We start from the raw sequence: 19,137 nt of genomic DNA, 5'->3' as shown, positions 1-19,137 counted from the left end.
CACTAATAATTAATCACTACTCATTTGTTAAGTGCAATATTGGCACTAGTCTTCACGAATCGGTAGAAACCTACCTTGTTGTGCCATTCTACCGTCTTTCTTACTTCCCAAACCTTCTGGAAGGTATAGTCCTTGCCGAATTTCTCAAGGAAATCAGGCATGTCTTCTTCCGGAATTATCAGCACGCCATCCTGTGGCAATACCTTGTCAAACTGCTGGATCTTATCGCCCAGATAGAAGTTGAGGCTGAAGAAATGCAGCATATCTACCGACATATAAGAATAGAGTTTGCTGGTATCAAACTTCTTCTCGATAACTGGCGCCAGATGCTTATCGGTCTTCGTGTTGAGCACAGGTGGCTGCAGACTGGAGTCGAGCATCAGGAAGAGACCCACGATGGTGGCAAGGGTATATGAAACAATATTGCCTGGATTCTTCTTCTTGAGTGCTCGGAAGATGAGGTAAACTCCCCCCAAAGTGATAACCATAAAGATGCTGCATGGGATGAGCAAATCGTTGTTTTCGAGCGCATGGAGCATGGCGATATTGTCTATGGCATGCTTGCCGTGGAAGATGCTTTCTGGCACCCATCCTTTTTTTACCACCAGCAGGGCGATATTGAGAATCAGGGTTATCGAAGCAATCGCCCCGGCATAAACCTTCAAGGCTCCCATCTTCTCCTTCATCATCCAAACGATGTATTCGGCGATGAGATAGGCCATGAACGGATAGCATGGCAGCAGATAAACGCTGCGCTTGCTCTTTGGGATGCAGTAGAAGAAGAGTACCAGGAGGAAGGCGAGCCAGGTGAACACCTGCAGCGGAGTAGCCTTCTTCGCATTCTCAAGGAAACGGGTCTTCGAGAACTTCTTCCATGGCAGAATGAAGAGCGAGAACAATAATAATAAGGTGTAAGGCAACCAGCCCGTGATGAGCGTGAGAAGGTTGTACCACGCTGGGTTCTCGTGCGATTCGTATGCCATCTTGCCCATGAATCGGTCGATGTTCTCTTCCTTCACCAGGCGCAGAAACTCATCGCCGCCTTGCAGATAGGCTGCATAATACCAGCAGAAAGGAATAACGAGCGAGAGCAGGGCGGTTAGAGCCATGCGCCATACGATGCCCCAGAAGTTCTCACGTTGGGTAAGCATGAATACGCCCATCACAAAGCAAGGCAGAATGATGCCCACAGGACCTTTGGTAAGCGTAGCGCCACTCATGCAGAGGATAGCGAGCCAAGGCAACTGGTGCTTTCCTTTCTCCCACCAGCGGTAGAGCAGATACATGGCTCCCACCATAAAGGCGGTGTTCACCATATCTACACGGCAGTTCATACCCGCACGGTGCACCTCGAAGGCGGTGAGCGTGAGGATGGCTGCGATGAGACTGGTTGGGGCGTTCTTGCGCTTGGCATAGAATACGAAGCCGCCAATGGTCATCAATACCAGCGATACGGCGGATGGAAGACGTGAGGTGTACTCATTCACATGGCCGATGAAGAGGCTGAAGAAGGCGATGCACCAGTGGAAGAATGGCGGTTTGTAAGGGATATCACCTCCGTTGTTGATAGGCAGAATCCAGTTGCCATGTTCCAGCATGGTGTAGGCAACCACCGCTTCGCGCGGCTCTCCCTTGGTATTGAAATTTGTGAGTCCGAGGAATGGAATCATCATCACGATAGCCAGGATAATGATGAGCCATAGGGCTTTGTTGTACTTGATGTTCATGTCTTATCGAAGTCTTGTTTTGTTATTTTGGCTGCAAAGTTACATATAATTATTTGTTTATAGACAGAATAAGGCTAGAAATTTTGCTTTTATTAGGATATAATTATTAACTTTGCACCCGATTTCTAAAGTAGAATAAAAATGAAACGATATTTTAAGGCTTTTGGGTATCTCCTTTCGGTGCATGTATTGGCATTGCTGGTGATGACTCTGTTCAGATTGGTAGAATTCATCGCCCTGCATGGCATGATTGTAGATGCAGAGGCAAGTAGGGTAATGGCGTTTGTCAAGGGTGTATGGTTTGACAATGTCATAGCTTGTTATATTTCGGTATTGCCTGTGGCTGTGCTCCTGATAGCAGCTAGCCTGGGGTGGTGTCATCGCCGTTTGCTGCGTGGCATCAACATCTGGTATGCGGCATGGTTTGCCATCGCCTTCATGCCTTCGGCAGCCAATACCCCTTATTTCCAGTATTTCTTCAAGAACATCAATTCCAGCATATTCGGGTGGTTCGGCTATGTTGCCACCACATCGGGTATGCTCTTGCAGGAGTCTTCCTACTGGCTCTATATCGCCCTCTATTTCGTGTTTACGGGGGCGTTTATCTATGCGCTCGTCCGTCTGCGCCGCTACTTCGAGGGGCTCTTCCTTCTGCCTAAGGACAATATGCACCTGGTGCAGGTAGTCAGCCGTTTCCTTATTTCTGCTGTGATGATAGGTGCCTGTCTCTTCGGCATCCGTGGCAGAATGGGCTATAACCCTATCAAGGTGAGCCAGGCTTACTATTGCGAGGATTCTTTTCTCAACCAGCTCGGCATCAATCCGGCATTCAATCTCCTTACTTCGGCGCTCGACGATATGCGCAAGGAGAACAAGGAGTTGCATCTCATGCCATACGCTGAGGCTATCACGAATACCCGCCAGTGGCTGGGTATCACGGGAAAGGTGGATAGCACGAATATTCTGAAGCGTGAGGTGGTGAACGATTCCCTGATGATGAAGATGGGGCAATCTCCTGCGAAGAAGAATCATCCTAACGTGGTGGTGATACTGATGGAGTCGATGTCGGCAAACCTGTTGGGAACATTCGGCAATCAGCAGCCGCTCACCCCAACGCTCGATTCGCTCTATCATCATTCCCTGGCGTTCACCCACTTTTATAGTGCCGGCATCCATACCAACCATGGCATGACGGCTACGCTCTACAGCTTCCCTGCTCTCATGTTCCGAAACCTGATGAAGGGAACGGTAACTCCACGCCGCAAGGGTATCGCCACGGTGTTGAAGAAGTATGGCTACGAGAACATGTTCTTCATGACCCACGAGGCACAGTATGACAACATGAAGGCTTTCTTCCAGACCAATGGCTACGATGACATCTTCTCTCAGGAGAACTATCCTAAGAGCGAGGTGGTGAACAGTTTTGGTGTGAGCGACCATTTCGAGATGGGCTACGCCCTCAACACCATCAACCAGAAGGCGAAGACGGGCAAGCCTTTCATGGCTACCATCTTCACCGTGAGCAATCATCCGCCATATATCATTCCTGATTTCTTCAAGCCGAAGACCAAGGAGAAGGAAACACAGATTGTGGAGTATGCCGACTGGGCGATAGGCGACTTTCTGAAGAAGGCAAGCCGGGAGCCTTGGTATAAGAACACGATATTCGTGATTCAGGCAGACCATGGCAAGCTGGTGGGTAAGAGCGAGGGCGAGTTGCCTCAGTCTTACAACCATATTCCGCTCATCATCTTTGGTCCTGGTGTTCCGCAGCAGCAGTATGCGGGCTTGGGCATGCAGGTGGATGTGATGCCTACGCTTTTCGGCTTGATGAATCTGAATTATGAGTACGAGGGCTTCGGCGTGGATCTGCTGAAGCTGCAGCGCCCGATGGTATTCTATTCGGCAGATAACCAGATTGTGGCAAGAGACCATCAGCGTTGCTTCGTCTATAATCCGTCGATGAACCGCAGTTTCTGCTATGATGTGTTGCCGAATGGCAATCTGAAGGAAACCAAGCAGGAGTCTAAGTTCCAGGATTTGAAGAACTATGTGTTCTCGAATATCCAGGCTGCTGAATATATCGAGCGACATCAGCAATAAAATAGGGCTTGTCAGATTTCTTTCGTCTTCTGTTCTTGGTTCTTGACGATCGAATTATATATGGAAGGTATATTGATTTGAGGCTTAATGTGCTGATTCTCTATGAAGTTATAAAATTATACCCAAAGGTATTATACCCTAGGGTATATTTTTTTGATATTGTAATATTCTTTTATTTCTATTGTATCGGTTGCCATCAGCAATTAAATACGATATTAGCAGAAATAGTAATCCCCCACCACGCTATGGCTGCGTGATGGGGGATTAATTGTTTCAGGAGATTCAAGATGCTTTATGCCGAGAGGGTAAGCTTCTGCCAGATCTCGGTGTCGCCACCTTTCAGCTTCTTGCAGAGACCACGCTTGGTCCAACGGCTTATCATCTTACGGATGGTTTCACGGCTGGCTCCGTCGCCACGCTCACGGCTGGCATCGAAGAGGGTGAACTGCTCCGGGAGCTGGGCGAAGAGCAGGGTGTTTCGAGACTTATAGACTGGGATAGCCTCGTTGTCCTGCTGCTGCTTGTCGAGACGCAAGCCAAACATCTCCATCTGCATGGCGAGCACGTAGTCGGCCACAGCCTTGGCAAAACGGATGCAGGCATCTGTCTCCTCTCCGGTCTGTTCCAGGATGTGGAAGATGACGCCACAACGGAAGCCGATGACGGCGGAACGGCGACGATATACATCCATCACACGGTCGGCATTCGCCAGGGCGAGCTGTCTCTTCGCTTCGAGCCACTGGCAGAACTCCTTGCACATACGGGGCAGCTCCATCACGCCGTGACTACGTTCAAGGAGAGTTACTGCCTTGAGGATGTTGGCCTGCTCCTCTTTGGTGTAGCCGTGGTGCTGACTGAGGGGTGCGAAGGAGGTATCGGGCATCTTGGCGAGCATCATTCTTGAAGAAGATCCGTCCTCGATGTTATCATCGGTGAAGAACTTCTGGAAGATGTTCTGGGTGCAGCAGCCGGAGAAGTTGAGCTGGGCGTGGGTTACGCCGCTGGTGGCTGTGATGTAGTCTTGACCCACCTCGCTCTGGTCGAACGCCTTACGGAAGTAGTCGCCGAACACCTTCCATACGCTCTTCATCGAACCGAGCTCCTCGCTGAACATATACATGGTGTGGCCGTCAGCACAGAGCTGACGACGCATCAGAGCCGACTTCGAGATTGTATCGCCAATGTGACGGATGCAAGGTTTTGGATCCACTACACCCTTCTTGCCCTTGTGCTGCTGGTACCAGGCTTCATCCTCACGAGGTTTCTCATCGTCCTTATCCATCTTCTTCGCCCAGATGTTCTCGATGCGGCGGCATACGCCCTTACCCGATGCCTGCTCGCCGATGATGATAGACATGAGTGCCATCGGAGTATCGCTGCCGTCGCAATACTTCGCCTTCAGACGGTCTGCGTAGGTTGCGGCAATAGGGAGGGCTGAGAAGAGGGCAGGCACGCGTGCCTCTGCGGCTACGCCAGAGAGCGAGTCGCGGAGTCCGAGTGGAAGCTGGTCTACTGGGAATTCGTAAAGAGGCTGTGTACTTGCCTTAGCGGCTAAAAGGTTCTCTATGTTTCTTAAATTTTCATTCTCCATAATTATTTAATGTTTAAAAGTTAGCTTGTCGGAATATCCGGTAAACGGGGGCAAAAATACGACTATCTTCTGTAACCGCCAAATTTGAGCGTGTGATAAGGCCCGAAATTCAGCAGGCATTTGGAGCAAATTGTGTTAAAAAATCTAACTCGCTCTAAATTGGACTTTGATTGAAAATCAAGAAGTTGGGCGTTTGCCTATATTATATAGGTAACAATATGGAAACGAGCGGACTTCTGCTCGTTTCTGTATTTTGCAATATGCAAAGAACGCCTCAATTCGGGGACAAAGATACGATATTTTTCTTAATATCCCATAATTTGCAAGAAGAGAAACATAGAAATTAGGACTTTTTTACATGAAATCTCAAACTTGTGAACATAACCCCATCATAAAAAATGAATAGCAAGTATTCCTGCTGAGTTTATCAAATCAGGGCCATTGTTGTTGATGACGACTCTACCATCAGCTCATATATACCTTTCCGACACAAGCATATATTGTTTTCGTTTGTACTCCGAGTGTGTACAGTTTCAAACCATGATTTACATTCTTATATAAGAAAGTGAAGCCGTGACCATTTGTGATTTTTTGCCAAACTAACTCCAGTACATACAACAGATGTAAAAGATTTCTGCAAAATTGACCGAAATCATAAGAAAAAAACACCAAATCTGCAAATTTCTTAAAGATTATATCCGTTTATTAAGATTATTTTTGTATATTTGCAGCATTAGTTTGGTGGTAAAGCCTATTGGCCTGCCACGTGACAACAGGACTTTACGGAGCAAGCCTATATCACAATTCTTCTCCGTAGTAACAGTCCGTTCTCTCTCACTGGTCTCTCCCTGCGCGGCAGAGGCATACGTTTCTATATTTTTCAAACACTCCAAATTGACAGCGCATGAGAAAGTTTACTTCTTTGTTACTGTTAGGCTTCGCTCTCGGCAGTTTCGCGCAAACGCCCGGAGGAGTCAGCGGAAGCGAACTGTGGTTCAAGACTGCGCCATTGAACTCAGACCTGCAAGGTTATTACCGTTGGCAGGATTTCTCTGGGGATTCCATACGGCTGATGCTATTGGACAGCCGTGGCGTCAAGTCTGAACTTACTCTTCCGAACAGTTCAGTCCATTACTTCAACTTCAATCCGAGTCTCTGGCTCGCAGACGGATTCCGTAGTCTGAGTGCCAAACTCAAACACGGCAACCTCTCGCAGGCTACCGTCATTGGTGTCTTTGCCCCCGAAATGGCAACCATCGGCAAGGATATGGTTGTCTATGCTCTTGACGGCCGCAAGGGTGACGGAGCCATTCTGAGCAAGGACAAAGCCGTAAGGGGTAGAGGTGTTGAACCACTGGACTATGGTTCAGCATCGGGTGAAGACCTGCTTTATCAATCAAGTGATTCTTTGTCCGAGAACGGTTTTAAGGAAAGCGCCCTGCGCGTTGTGTCCTACTTCAAGGTAAGCAATCCTTCAACAACATTGTGGGGAGACAACTCCAACACCACATTATTCATCGGAACCCCTTCCACCTCTGGCAGTTTCGGTACGGATTTCCCGACCTCGCTCTTCGGTAATGCTTCCATCCGGGGATATGCCCCTGAGCTTATTGTTTTCAGCAGGATGCTGACACCTGACGAGCGCAGGAAGGTGGAAAGTTACTTGGCAGTGAAGTATGGCATCACCCTCAAAGGCTCATATCTTGACAGCGAAGGAAACTTGATTTGGGACTTGGCGGAGAACCAAGCCTATCATCATCGTGTGACAGCCGTTGGAAACGATATAGCAGGAAGTCTTTTACAACCGCTTTCCGCTACCTCGTATGAGGAAAGTCCGACTTATGCGGCATTGCAGGACAATGACACCTATTATGATGCCAACCCTTATAGTCTTTCATCTGCCTCACGTCTGCTTGTTATGGGACGTGAAAGCGGCAATCCGATGCCAGACAAGGGATATACATTTTGGGGTGATGATGATGCGTCACTTGCAACCTACACATCCCCGACAGATTCCCTGTGGCACATCATGAAACGTACATGGATGGTCAAGACCAATGTGCCGTCAACGTCTGACAGTACAATGACAAGATGGACTGCACAAGGATTTGAGGTTTCGAGGAATGGCTTTACCGACAACATCATTCAAGAGGAAGCCGCTTCTGGGGCTTATGCCATTACTCCTGCCTTTGTTGAGGGTGGCGGCGCATTGGAGTTTACCTGTCCTACAAGTCACCCGACTTTTGACGTTGGCTTTGGAAGCAATAGCGGTAATACTTGCAAGTACGGTTTCCGAATCTCCAACGCAGGGACTGTTTACCCAATCATCAATGGCACTGTATCAAATTCGTACATTGCCACGGATGTTGATGGAACGGACATCTCTATCCGCAAGGAAAGCAAAAACATCTATCTGCGTGTTGACGGAATAGGAAGTGCCACAAGAACCATATCCCTTTCGGATGCGGCAGAAACAGATACCAGCGTAGGCATTATCCGAACGGAAGGAACAGAAGCCGCATTGAATCTGACAGGTTTGAGGACTGGAGGTATTGACGATGTCGGTTATATGGCAGAGTTGAGCTATGACCTCACGCCAAACAAGGAATTCTCTAACTATTGCCGCAAGCGTACCGTCATGCTCATAGACCCAAGCGGTGAAGGTGATTTCGACATCAACAGCAATAGCAACATAAGATGCTCCAAGCCTGATATGACAAGGGGCAAGACCATATTCCGCAATATCCTATGGGATGCAGACGGAAGCGGAAGCGATGTGTTCACATTCGCCTATTATGACGGCATTTCCTATGATGCCACTCCTACGCCGTCAAGTTGCGAGAATGGAGTTCCACGCAATGACGGGTATATCGACATCGGCATCAACATCGGTACACCAGTCTATTCCTATGTGCTCAGCGTTGACACCGTTGCAGGAAAAGTAAAAGGAGAAACCATTGCCAGAGGAACATTCTTCGGTGACACGCATAGAATCACGAATCTTGCCCCCGGCACCTATGCGCTGTCCGTATCACAAGGTGGAGGCAACGAGATTTATGCCACTGGCAATGCTCTCTACACCTCATACTCACATGACACCAGGACCTATCTGTCTGGCGACATCTCATGGACGGTGAACGATACAAAATCAAACTACCGTGTGGGATTGGAGCCAAGCCTCACGGACGAGATCACCCAATATGGCTTCGACGTGCGGGGCGACAAGGCGCATATCATAACCGGTGGATATACAAGCCTAACCAAATATGTCACCATCAAGCCGGGCGATGTGCTCAGTGTTACAGTCCGCAATATGCAGGTCACATACAAGTTGAACGGACAGACCGTGCATCATGAACATGTCTGGTCACTTCGTGCATGGCGGTTCTGCATCAAGTACGGAAAGGGCGAGACACATATCACAGATCTTACCGTAAACGGTACGCCTGTAACCTCATTCACCACAAGGGGCAACGTGCAGATAGAAACACCCAAGAAGTGTACGACAACGATGACCGTCTATGTCGGCAGCGAGTGTGATGCAAGTATGCCTAACGGAACACAGGCAAGGGAGAACCATGTGGGCAGCTCGGACAGACAGGCTGACAACTCCTTCATTTCTGGAGAAGACGAGAATTTCACTGTCAATGGCAACGGTTCTACGACAGGCATCTACGAGGCTAAACTCACACAGGACAAGCCTTCTGCAGCCACATTGATGGTGTTTGACGTATCAGGCAAACTGGTAGTGTCACGCCAAATGACAGGCGAAAGCGTCAAGCAGGCCGACTTCAAGGTTCCCGCATCGGGTGTGTATGTCGTGAAGGCAATCTCCGAGAATGGGGAGCATACAAGGAAAATCTCAGTAAAGTAACTTAAAGGAAGATACGCATGAAGAATTATATACAGAAGGTGGCGTGGGCATTGGTTTTACTGCTTGCCGCCACACTGTCCCTTTCGGCAAAGGACGGGACAGCCGTGAGAAAACTCTTCAAGAAGGGTGTCTCTGACAGTATCTCCGTAGGAGGTAGCAAACTGGTCGTTCTTCAGAAAGACCTCATTCGGAACAGAAGCCTTTCCGTGAACTCTATCGGAGAGGAGAATGTTCCTGAGCTTGACTTTGCCATGACCAATGTCACGGCAGGAGGACATGGCTACCGTTTTCTCCCTCACGGAACACACTTCACAGGCGAGGGCGCGACTGTCAAGATAAAGTATGACCGCACGAGAATACCAAGCGGCTATACCGAGGACGACATCCGTACCTATTACTACGACCCGGCCGAGAAGCACTGGGTTGCGTTGGAGCGTGTGCGTGTGGACAAGAAGGAAGAGTGTGTCGTTTCCAAGACGACCCACTTCACCGACATGATCAACGGCGTGATACAGGCCCCGGAGTCACCGCAGACCGAAGGATTTGCCCCGACGATGATGAACGACATCAAGGCGGCAGACCCGACGGCGAAGCTCAATGTCATTGCGCCTCCAAGCGCAAACAACCGTGGCTCTGCCAACCTGCAGTATCCGTTCGAGATGCCGCCAGCACGAAACGGCATGCAGCCAAGCCTTGGCTTGCAGTACAGCAGCGAGGGCGGTAGCGGTTGGCTTGGCGAGGGTTGGAACGTCAGCGTGCCAAGCATTACGCTTGACACCCGGTGGGGCGTGCCTCGTTATGACCAGTCAAAAGAGACGGAGACTTATCTCTTGTCCGGTTCAATGCTCTCCACCATGGACGACAACGGACAGATGGGAGTCGCACACCGTGGCGAGAAGATGAACAGAAAGGCTGACCGCCAGTTCTACACCCGCCAAGGCGGTGATTTCAGCCGTATCATCCGCAAGGGTGACAGTCCTGCCAACTATTATTGGGAGGTTACAGACAAGCAGGGTGTCAAGTATATCTATGGTGGTGACGGAGCTGTTGTAAAGGGCAATGTCACTGATGCTTCGGGCAGTACCCGTGAGGTGATTGCCGAATGGAAGCTGAAACGTGTCGAGGAACTCCACGGTGACTATATAGAATATGTGTATGACATCGTGGATGAGGATGTGCGTGGCGGCTTGAAGGCCAAGGCTGCATATCTGAAGGAGGTTCACGCAGGTAATGCAGGACAGGAACCGCACACCGTTGTACTCTTTGATGGCAACAAGGTAAAGCAGGTAAAGACCAACAATGCCCGCTATGGATTCCTCGCCTCCTCCAACAGGCTGTTGGAAAAAGTGACCGTGAATTTCCAGGGCGAGACCCTGCGCAGCTATGCCTTTGACTACAAGGAAGGTGCTTTCCATAAGGAAATGCTCACTGGTGTCAGACAGTATGACAACACAGGAAAGGAAGTGGCTTTCCAGAACTTCGACTATTATGATGATGTGCAGGCAGAAAAGGGTTATGTTCCGTTCAAGGATGATTCCGAAAAATGGAACACCCATGATGATGGACTTGACGCTGGTTTCGTCAATCCTTTAAAGGCTGTCAGCAAGCGATTCAGCGACAAGCCTACGGCACTCGGCGGTACTACAAGTTCTTCTGTGAGCGGTTCGTTCTATGCTGGTGTGGGTGTCGTGGACGGAAGTCCTTGGAAAGGCAATACCGTGGGTGGCTCATACAGTTACTCCAGCGACACGAGCAAGGGACTTTCCGCACTCGTTGACTTGAACGGTGACGGACTTCCTGACAAGGTATATAAGTCCGGTGGTTCTGTATATTATCGTCCACAGATTAAGACAGACAACGGAGAAGTCGTATATGGTGAGCCTGTCAAGGTAAAGGGCATCAGTAACTTCTCGACAACCAAAAGTTCTACCAACACTTTCGGTGCGAATGCCGTTGTCGGTTGGAATGTCCTGACTGCCGTTGTCGGAACGGACAAGTCAACCACTAAGACCAAGACCACTCAGTATTTCAGCGACATCAACGGTGACGGACTTGTTGACCTCGTTTCCAATGGCAAGGTATATTTCAACCATTTGGAGTTTGACAAGGCAGGCAATGCCGTGCCTACATTTACGTTGAGCAGTGCCGACACGCCAAGCCCAATCATCTATGGTGGCAAGGTTGACACATCCGTTATGGAGGTTAGCGAGGATGAGCAGGCGGAAGCCATCAAGAACTCCCCTATGGAGGATATTGTGCGTGTATGGCAAGCGCCAAAGGATGGAACAGTAAGCGTGGCAGGTCAAGTAAGCCTTGTCGCTCCTACTGGAGACTATGACGCTGACGAATACCAAAAAGCAGACGGTGTGAGGGTTGCCATTCAAAAGGGTGGCAATGAGCTTTGGAACAAGACTATTGCAAAGGGCGACGGCAGTTCTTATGCCGCTGCAGTCTCTTCTGTTGCCGTCAAGCGAGGTGACAGAATCTATTTCCGTGTGCAGTCGGGTTCCGAGGAAACAAGCAACGGTTCTTTTGACAAGGTGAGCTGGTCGCCTACCATTACATACGCTGGCGAGTCAAACACCTTACCTAATGGTCTTTCTTCAACAGAGTATAAGCCTGAGGATGGTGCCATCTATGATGTGAACACCTCTGCCAATGTGGAGAATGGTTCAAGTGTTGAAGTTCACAGTGTCTTCCACAAGCCTGTAACAACTGACGATGTTGTTCTCAGCATCATCGGCAGCAATGACAAGAAAGACAGTGACGGAAACGACAACCCGAACTATATCGAGAAGACGGTCTTTGCTCGTACACTGAAGGCTGGCGAGGCTTTCAATGGCGATTCACTCAACATCAGTCTGGAGAATACGGAAAAGCTGACCAACTTCAGCTTTGAGATTTCATCTACCTCAAATGTTGATTGGAAGAATATCGGTTGGCAAGCGTCTGTGACTTATAAGGACTCTGCCAATATCGAACAGACGGTAGCCGTTCCTGCACACTACAATACATTTGCAAATGCCTTGGAAGAAGGCAAGCCATACTTGACCACAGCGACTGATACAATTATGGTTGTGTCACCAGTGCTTACCCTTTCGGACAATTCTATCAACGGTCAGATTACTTTGACCGCCAAGACAGAGGATGCACTTGTTGGCAAGAAGTCTTTCACTATCGAGAATGGCATCTTGAAAGCCGATACTCTGCGATTTGCAACTACTGCAGGAAAGAACATCTGGTTTGAATACAGCTATCCGGCAGCAATCTCTAATGAAACTGTTACTTCAGCCTCTGTTTCCATTCTGAAAGATGCGGCAGGTCTCGTAACAGAGAATGTGCTTGCTGGATTCTATGCAGAGAATGACAATCTTGGCTTCGGTATGCTTTATCGTGGCTGGGGAGGTTTTGTTTATAACTCGGCAGAGGGCAGATATGCAAAGCCTATTGACGAGTCATTGCTGAAATTGCCTGAAAACGAGAACGACAAGGTCGATCCTCTCACGATGGCATTCACTCCATTGGGTACAGACCAGACCACTATGGACAAGTGGGTCGGTCAGCGACAGGACATCTATCTTACAGCGACCGAGGCAAGCACAGCCCGATTGACAGAGCAGGATGTACTCCTTACAAATCCTTTGGATAACAATGCGGAGGTGGCAGGACTTGCAGGCGAATACTTGCAGGGCACGGGTGCTGCGGCTGTAAGCCAAGTGGTATCAAGCAAGAGTACCGTTGTGCAAGGCGGTGCGCTTGGCATCACCCACAATGATGCCAAAGGTAGCGCAAAGACGGAAGTTGCCATGATGGATATGAACGGTGACGGATTCCCTGACATCATTGCAGGTGGTACAATTCAATACACCAACTCACAGGGTGGACTGAGCGGCGAAATCTATAAGGGCATCGGCTCAAACAACTCTGACAATGCTTCTGAGGCGTGGGGATATGGTGGCAATCCTGTTGCTTCAGCATCAGCTATTACCAATTTAATATCAAGAGGAAAGGCATCTATTCTGAATCAACAGACAGCTTGGTTGGCTCAATTCTCCATTTCTGGCAGTGCGCCAAAGAATACGGATGAAGCAGTAGAATCGTTTATTGATATAAATGGCGATGGACTCCCTGACAAGATTCTTTCCGACAAGAAGGTAAGATTAAATCTTGGCTATGCCTTTACAGAACCTATTGATTGGGAGCTTGACCGTGTTCAAGGCGGTAAGAGTCTGTCCTATAGCTTTGGCGCAGGTGGTAGTACTGAGACCGGTTGGGGTGAAACGTATTACAAGAATAAACGAATAGACAAGGCTTCTGGAAGTTTCTCTGCTGGCTTTGGTATCGTAACCTCAGAAAGCGAAGAGGAGTACAATCTTATTGACATCAACTCTGACGGTCTCCCTGATAAGGTATGGAAGAATGGTGACGGTATCACTGTTGCCCTCAATACAGGCAATGGCTTTGACGAGCCTATCAGTTGGAAGGGTGCAAGTGCGCTTAGTGAATCTGCCTCTACCTCAGAGTCTGCAAATGCAGCGTTCACTTTGACCATCAACATTCCTGTCATCAGCATCAAGATTTCAACCAACCCTGGTGCATCAACCTCGCACAGTATCAATCGTCCTACCTACTCTTTGCAGGATGTTGATGGTGACGGTTATCTTGACATCGTTGAGTCTGAGAAGGAAAGCGAGTTGAAGGTTACACGCTCTGCCATTGGCAGAACCAACATGCTAAAGTCTGTCACCAATTCCTTGGGCGGAACTTTCACATTGGACTATGCCCACACCACTCCGACCTACGGTCTCCCTGGTGGCAAGTGGGTAATGTCCGCATTAACTATTGATGACGGAATCCATGACGATGGTCCAGTCATGACAACCGCCTTTGAATATAAGGACGGAAAGCGTGACCGCCATGAACGTGAGTTCCTCGGTTTCGGTGAGGTTATCACCAAGAACCTCGACACGGAGAATGGCAATTCTGTTTACAGACAGGCTGTTGAGAACTACGATGTAGCCAATTACTACACGCAGGGCAATGTTACCGCCACATCCGTAGAGGATGCCAACGGCAACAAATACACGGAGACAAAGAACCGTTACGACAGCTACTATCTGACTGCCGACGGTGACAAGTACACGTTCGCAAAGCGTGACGTGAACCTTTGGAGTGACCGTGCATCTGCATTCGTACCTCTCCGCTATACGGCAAACTTGCAGTATGAGGGAGCGGCAAACGGTGTGGTTACATCCGAGGCATGGAATGAGTACTACCTCAATGGCTATCATGGTGAGTTGAAGTCCTACAAGTACAGCGACAAGGGAAGCCTTGGCGAGGACGGAAACGGAAAGTTTGACTATGCAACCGCCATTAAATACACGGACAATGCAGCGAAGCATATCTTCGGACTTCCAATAGATGTTACGGTGACTGGCGGTGACGGCTCGATTTACCACCATGTGACGGCAAAGTACAACACCAACTATGCCAACCACATCACGCAGATTACACAGCAGTTGAATGATGGCGAGGCTGTTACGGATTACAAGTACGACTCTTACGGCAACATCATCCAGAAGACTCTCCCTGCCAACGGCAAGGGACAGCGTATGTGGTACAAGTACCGCTATGAGCCTGAGATGAACATGTATGTTGAGCGCATTGACGATGCGTGGGGCTACCGCAGCGAGCAAGGCAATTTTGACTATCGCTATGGTATAGCCAAGGAGCATCGTGACCTCAACAACTTCTACTATGAGACTGATGTTGATGACCTCGGTCGCATTACTGGCGTGCGTGGTCCTAACGAGTTGGCTACGGGCGTGCCTTATGCCATCGCCTTTGAGTATCAGCCATTGGCTACCTTTGGTGAGAGTGGCATTACCGCTCCTGCATACGCAGTGACCAAGCACTACGACATCCAGCATCCTAACGATGACTTGGAGACCGTTACTTTCGTTGACGGCTTCGGAAGAGCCGTGCAGGTGAAGAAGGACGGTGTTGTGACAAGTGCATCCAAGGGAAGCTCTGCCAAGGACGAGAACGTGATGATTGTCAGCGGCAGAAACGTATATGACGCTTTTGGACGTGTGGCAAAGGCATTTTATCCTACAACGGAAGGAACAGGCTCGAAGTCCACATTCAACAAGTCATTTGACAATGTATCTCCAACGGTTACTGTTTATGACGTGCTCGACCGTGCTACCTCAGTGACATTGCCGGACAACTCTACGACAACTACGGCATATACTGTTGACAACGGCACTCATGCACTTGTTACAACCGTAACAGACGCACTCCATAATGTGCAGGCTACCCATACCAATGGCAGTGGCAAGACCTTGAAGACCATCCAGAAGAGCGGTCCTGACGGTGAGATTACCACTTCGTTTGAGTATGACGGCATACAGCGCCTTGTTCGTGTCACCGACACGGAGGGCAATGTAACGACCTCTACTTACGACATGGGCGACCGCCGTACAGAGGTGAACCATCCAGCAAGCGGCATCACCAGTTTCACTTATGATGCTCTCGGCAATGTGCTTACAAAGCAGACTGCCAACCTTGCGAAGGAAGGCAAGTTCATCACCTACGATTACGACTATCAGCGTCTGACGGGTATCAACTATCCTGACCACCCGGAGAACAACGTGAAGTATTACTATGGTGGTCGCAATGCCTCTCAGAACCGTATCGGCAGATTGATGCTCCGCGAGGATGGAACAGGTGCCATTGAATACTTCTATGGCAAGATGGGCGAGGTGACAAAGACCCGCCGCACGATGATTGTGCCTAATCAGGCGATAGCAACCTACGTGACGCAATGGACTTACGACAGCCACAACCGTCTGTTGGAGATGATTTATCCTGATGAGGAGAAAATCACTTACTCTTACAATCTCGGTGGTCAGCTTGAAAAGGTTCATGGCTACAAGTCATACGGCTACGATTATGTAAGCAAGATTGGCTATGACAAGTTCGAGCAGCGCACATACTTGAAGTATTGCAACGGTGCAGAGACATTCTACACCTACGACCCACAGCGTCGTAGATTGCAGAACCTCACGGTGAATAGTGGTGGAAACACCATCATGGATAACGCCTACACTTACGATGCGGTGAGCAATGTGCTCAGCGTAGTAAACGGTGCGTCAGTGCCTCAGGGTGGCAAGGCTGGCGGACAGATGGCGCATACCTATACATACGATGCTCTTTACCGTCTTGTCAGTGCAACAGGCACTTATACTGGTGCAGACAACAAGACCGCAAGTTATACTCTTGCGATGGGTTACGACAATATGCACCGTATCACATCGAAGCGTCAGATTCTCACGCAGAACAATGTGCAGTTCAACGGCACATTGAATGCTGGCTATGATTTGTCGTACACCTATGGAACTGATACAGGAAAGAAGTTCCAACTCGCCAATGTGAAGGATGTGAACTACCGCACAGAGGAGACGCCTTCGGAGAGCGAGAATGTGAACAACAGCCATGCCTATGAGTATGATGCCAATGGTAATCTTGTCTATGTCAATACAAGCCGCACAAAGAAGGACGGTATTGCTGACGAGAAAGCCGCAGAGCGTAAGCTCAAGTGGGACGAGGAGAACCGCCTCCTTGCTTCTGATGACAACGGCTTTGTGACCAACTATTGGTATGATGCTGATGGTGAGCGCACGGTGAAGACATCAGGTGAGAGTGACCAGGTGTATGTAAACTCCGAGTTTGCTGGAGGTCGCACGAACACCGCCAAGTTCTCACTCTATGTATCACCTTATCTTGTTGCCAACCAAGGCGGACGCTACACCAAGCACATCTATATTGGTAGCCAGCGTGTCGTTTCCAAGATTGGAGACTTTGACTCTTACGGTTCTGACCCACGCCGCATCCAATATGCAGGTGGTGAGACTGATGGCTTGTCTGTTGATTATAAGGTTAAATATACTCAGCAGTTGCAGGTTATCAAGGATAATTATGCAACCTTTGCAGTGCCGTACAATGGCGAGGACAACAACGACTATGTCGATGGCAAGGGTTTCTGCTGCAATGACGGCAGCTTGGAGGCTGCTCAGACACGAGCTTTAGCGAGAGCTGCAAAGAATAACTTCCAAGAAGGCGATACATACGAGAAGATGCAGTTCTACTACCACCCAGACCACTTGGGTAGCAGCAGTTACATCACCAACCTTGATGGCGAGGTGGTACAGCATATCGAGTATGTTCCTTTCGGTGAAGTGTTCATTGAGGAGCGCAACAACATCTGGAATACGCCTTATCTTTTCAATGCGAAGGAATTCGATGAGGAGACAGGATTGTATTACTATGGAGCGAGGTACTATGACCCAAGGGTGAGTTTGTGGATATCAACAGACCCAAAACAAGAATCATATTTTGCATTTTCATCCTATGTTTATTGTGGAAATAATCCTCTTATATATATTGACCCAAATGGTAAGGAATGGGAAGATCCAGCTCAAGCGGAAAAACTAAAAGCAAAAATAGATAATAAAATAACATCTATTCAAAAGAGTATTTTAGCGCAGAAGGCACGTTTGGAAAGTAACCAAGCAAAAGGCAAGGATATTTCTAAGCAAGAGAGAAAAATTGCTGATTTCGAAAGTAGAATATCAAACTTGAATCAAAGTAAATCAGATATTGATTTATTGGGGCATGATTCTCAAAAATACAAGCTAACTCAGGTTAGTGGAGAAGGTGCTCATATGGTTAGGCTTGAAAATAATGGTACAATTTCGATTGAAACATCTGAAGATGCTTTATCAATTCATGAAATTACTCATGTAAGACAGGCATTAGATGCTGGTGGTCTTGAGTTTTCAGATTCTGGATGTTTGAAAAATCCTGGAACAAGAGCAAAAGGTTTACAACGGTATATTGCAATTTCAGAAGCTGAAATAGAGGCTTACAAAATGCAGTATTCCTATAGACCAGAAAGTTTACCGATATCCGTTGACAACATCTCTATAATAAATGTTCATTATGTAGGCTCCATAAAAGATCCGAATGGTGGATATGGCTATCCAATGATTAAAGATTATTCTGATTTTTTGAAGAGTCAACAAAAATTTAAAAATAAATGAGATTTATATTTTGTATTTTTTTGTCAGTTATAGGATTGGTTAGTTTTGGTGAAACATCTAAAAAACTTGAAAATGGTATCTATCATAATGAAACCAGTTCAAAATTGATAGAAATTAAAAATGACACACTAAAGTTCTATTCCTCCTCTTCTATAGAGGGGGAACAGAGCTTTCCTTTGGCTATTTGTCAAATAACTAAAGTCAGCGATACTTTTTTTGAGATAAATTCAATAGAAGGACCGATGCAAAGTGCTTTTAAAAACATTTTAATTATCGAAGAAGTTTCTGGTAATAAAACTCTTGCTGAAATACTTTTCAAAGTTCCGAATACAACTATGCCTATAAAGTTTAATGTTTATTGTGGAACTATTTCGTATTCTGGGATTACAGAAAAAGGGACATGTACTATAGTATTGAATCGTAATAGAATTAATTCTCCAAAAAGTTTCAGATTTACATTCCAACCAATGTATTATACCGAAAGTAATCCCGCAGGCCAATACTTTGGTGTCTTATACTACGAGTATCCGTATAAAGTGGATTTGAATACTGAGAAAAGTATTATTATAAATCTACCTGATGTAACAGATAAACTTTTCAATCAATATTATTTATTAGGAGAGTATATACAAGTTACACCAAATGGTATAAAATGGAGAGGTGAATACTACAAAAAGCAACAATAATCTTAGTGTGTTTACTATTCAATATGTCTTTGTAAACAATAATTTGTAAAAG

6 protein-coding genes are annotated in these 19,137 nt (G+C 47.7%); 4 read left to right on the top strand and 2 right to left on the bottom strand.

Features of this window, described 5'->3' with window-relative positions; all coding sequences use genetic code 11:
- Nucleotides 1-20 precede the first annotated feature (20 nt).
- Entirely contained in the window at nt 21-1,727 is a 1,707-nt protein-coding gene (locus ONT19_RS11780) for an ArnT family glycosyltransferase (protein WP_264952041.1), read from the bottom strand.
- Nucleotides 1,728-1,868: 141 nt separating this feature from the next.
- Here ONT19_RS11780 and ONT19_RS11775 point away from each other — a divergent pair, with 141 nt between their 5' ends.
- Nucleotides 1,869-3,830: an LTA synthase family protein gene (locus tag ONT19_RS11775; protein ID WP_264952040.1), complete on the top strand. Its 1,962-nt coding sequence runs from the start codon at nt 1,869-1,871 to the stop codon at nt 3,828-3,830.
- A gap of 292 nt (nt 3,831-4,122) precedes the next feature.
- Here ONT19_RS11775 and ONT19_RS11770 read toward each other — a convergent pair whose 3' ends face one another.
- Entirely contained in the window at nt 4,123-5,421 is a 1,299-nt protein-coding gene (locus ONT19_RS11770; RefSeq protein ID WP_118200958.1) for a hypothetical protein, read from the bottom strand.
- A gap of 904 nt (nt 5,422-6,325) precedes the next feature.
- Here ONT19_RS11770 and ONT19_RS11765 point away from each other — a divergent pair.
- From ONT19_RS11765 to ONT19_RS11755, 3 genes are read left to right on the top strand one after another with little or no spacing between them, the layout of a single operon-like run.
- Nucleotides 6,326-9,295, top strand: a complete 2,970-nt coding sequence (locus tag ONT19_RS11765; protein ID WP_264952039.1) for a T9SS type A sorting domain-containing protein — start codon at nt 6,326-6,328, stop codon at nt 9,293-9,295.
- 17 nt (nt 9,296-9,312) lie between these two features.
- On the top strand, nt 9,313-18,399 hold the full coding sequence (locus ONT19_RS11760) for a SpvB/TcaC N-terminal domain-containing protein (RefSeq protein WP_264952038.1): 9,087 nt from the start codon (nt 9,313-9,315) through the stop codon (nt 18,397-18,399).
- Nucleotides 18,396-19,085, top strand: a complete 690-nt coding sequence (locus ONT19_RS11755) for a hypothetical protein (RefSeq protein WP_117728745.1) — start codon at nt 18,396-18,398, stop codon at nt 19,083-19,085. Before ONT19_RS11760 ends, ONT19_RS11755 begins: the two co-directional genes overlap by 4 nt.
- The last annotated feature ends 52 nt before the right edge of the window (nt 19,086-19,137 follow it).

It is taken from the genome of Segatella copri (assembly GCF_026015625.1).
Classification (GTDB): Bacteria; Bacteroidota; Bacteroidia; order Bacteroidales; family Bacteroidaceae; genus Prevotella; species Prevotella copri_H.
Note: the sequence above shows the minus strand (reverse complement) of the source record. Positions and strands in the feature narration are given on the sequence as shown.

Excerpts from the sequence above, each read along its gene's own strand:
- ONT19_RS11760 (WP_264952038.1), top strand. The coding sequence starts at position 9,313 with ATGAAGAATTATATACAGAAGGTGGCGTGGGCATTGGTTTTACTGCTT.
- ONT19_RS11755 (WP_117728745.1), top strand. The coding sequence starts at position 18,396 with ATGAGATTTATATTTTGTATTTTTTTGTCAGTTATAGGATTGGTTAGT.
- ONT19_RS11775 (WP_264952040.1), top strand. The coding sequence starts at position 1,869 with ATGAAACGATATTTTAAGGCTTTTGGGTATCTCCTTTCGGTGCATGTA.
- ONT19_RS11780 (WP_264952041.1), bottom strand. The coding sequence starts at position 1,727 with ATGAACATCAAGTACAACAAAGCCCTATGGCTCATCATTATCCTGGCT.
- ONT19_RS11770 (WP_118200958.1), bottom strand. The coding sequence starts at position 5,421 with ATGGAGAATGAAAATTTAAGAAACATAGAGAACCTTTTAGCCGCTAAG.
- ONT19_RS11765 (WP_264952039.1), top strand. The coding sequence starts at position 6,326 with ATGAGAAAGTTTACTTCTTTGTTACTGTTAGGCTTCGCTCTCGGCAGT.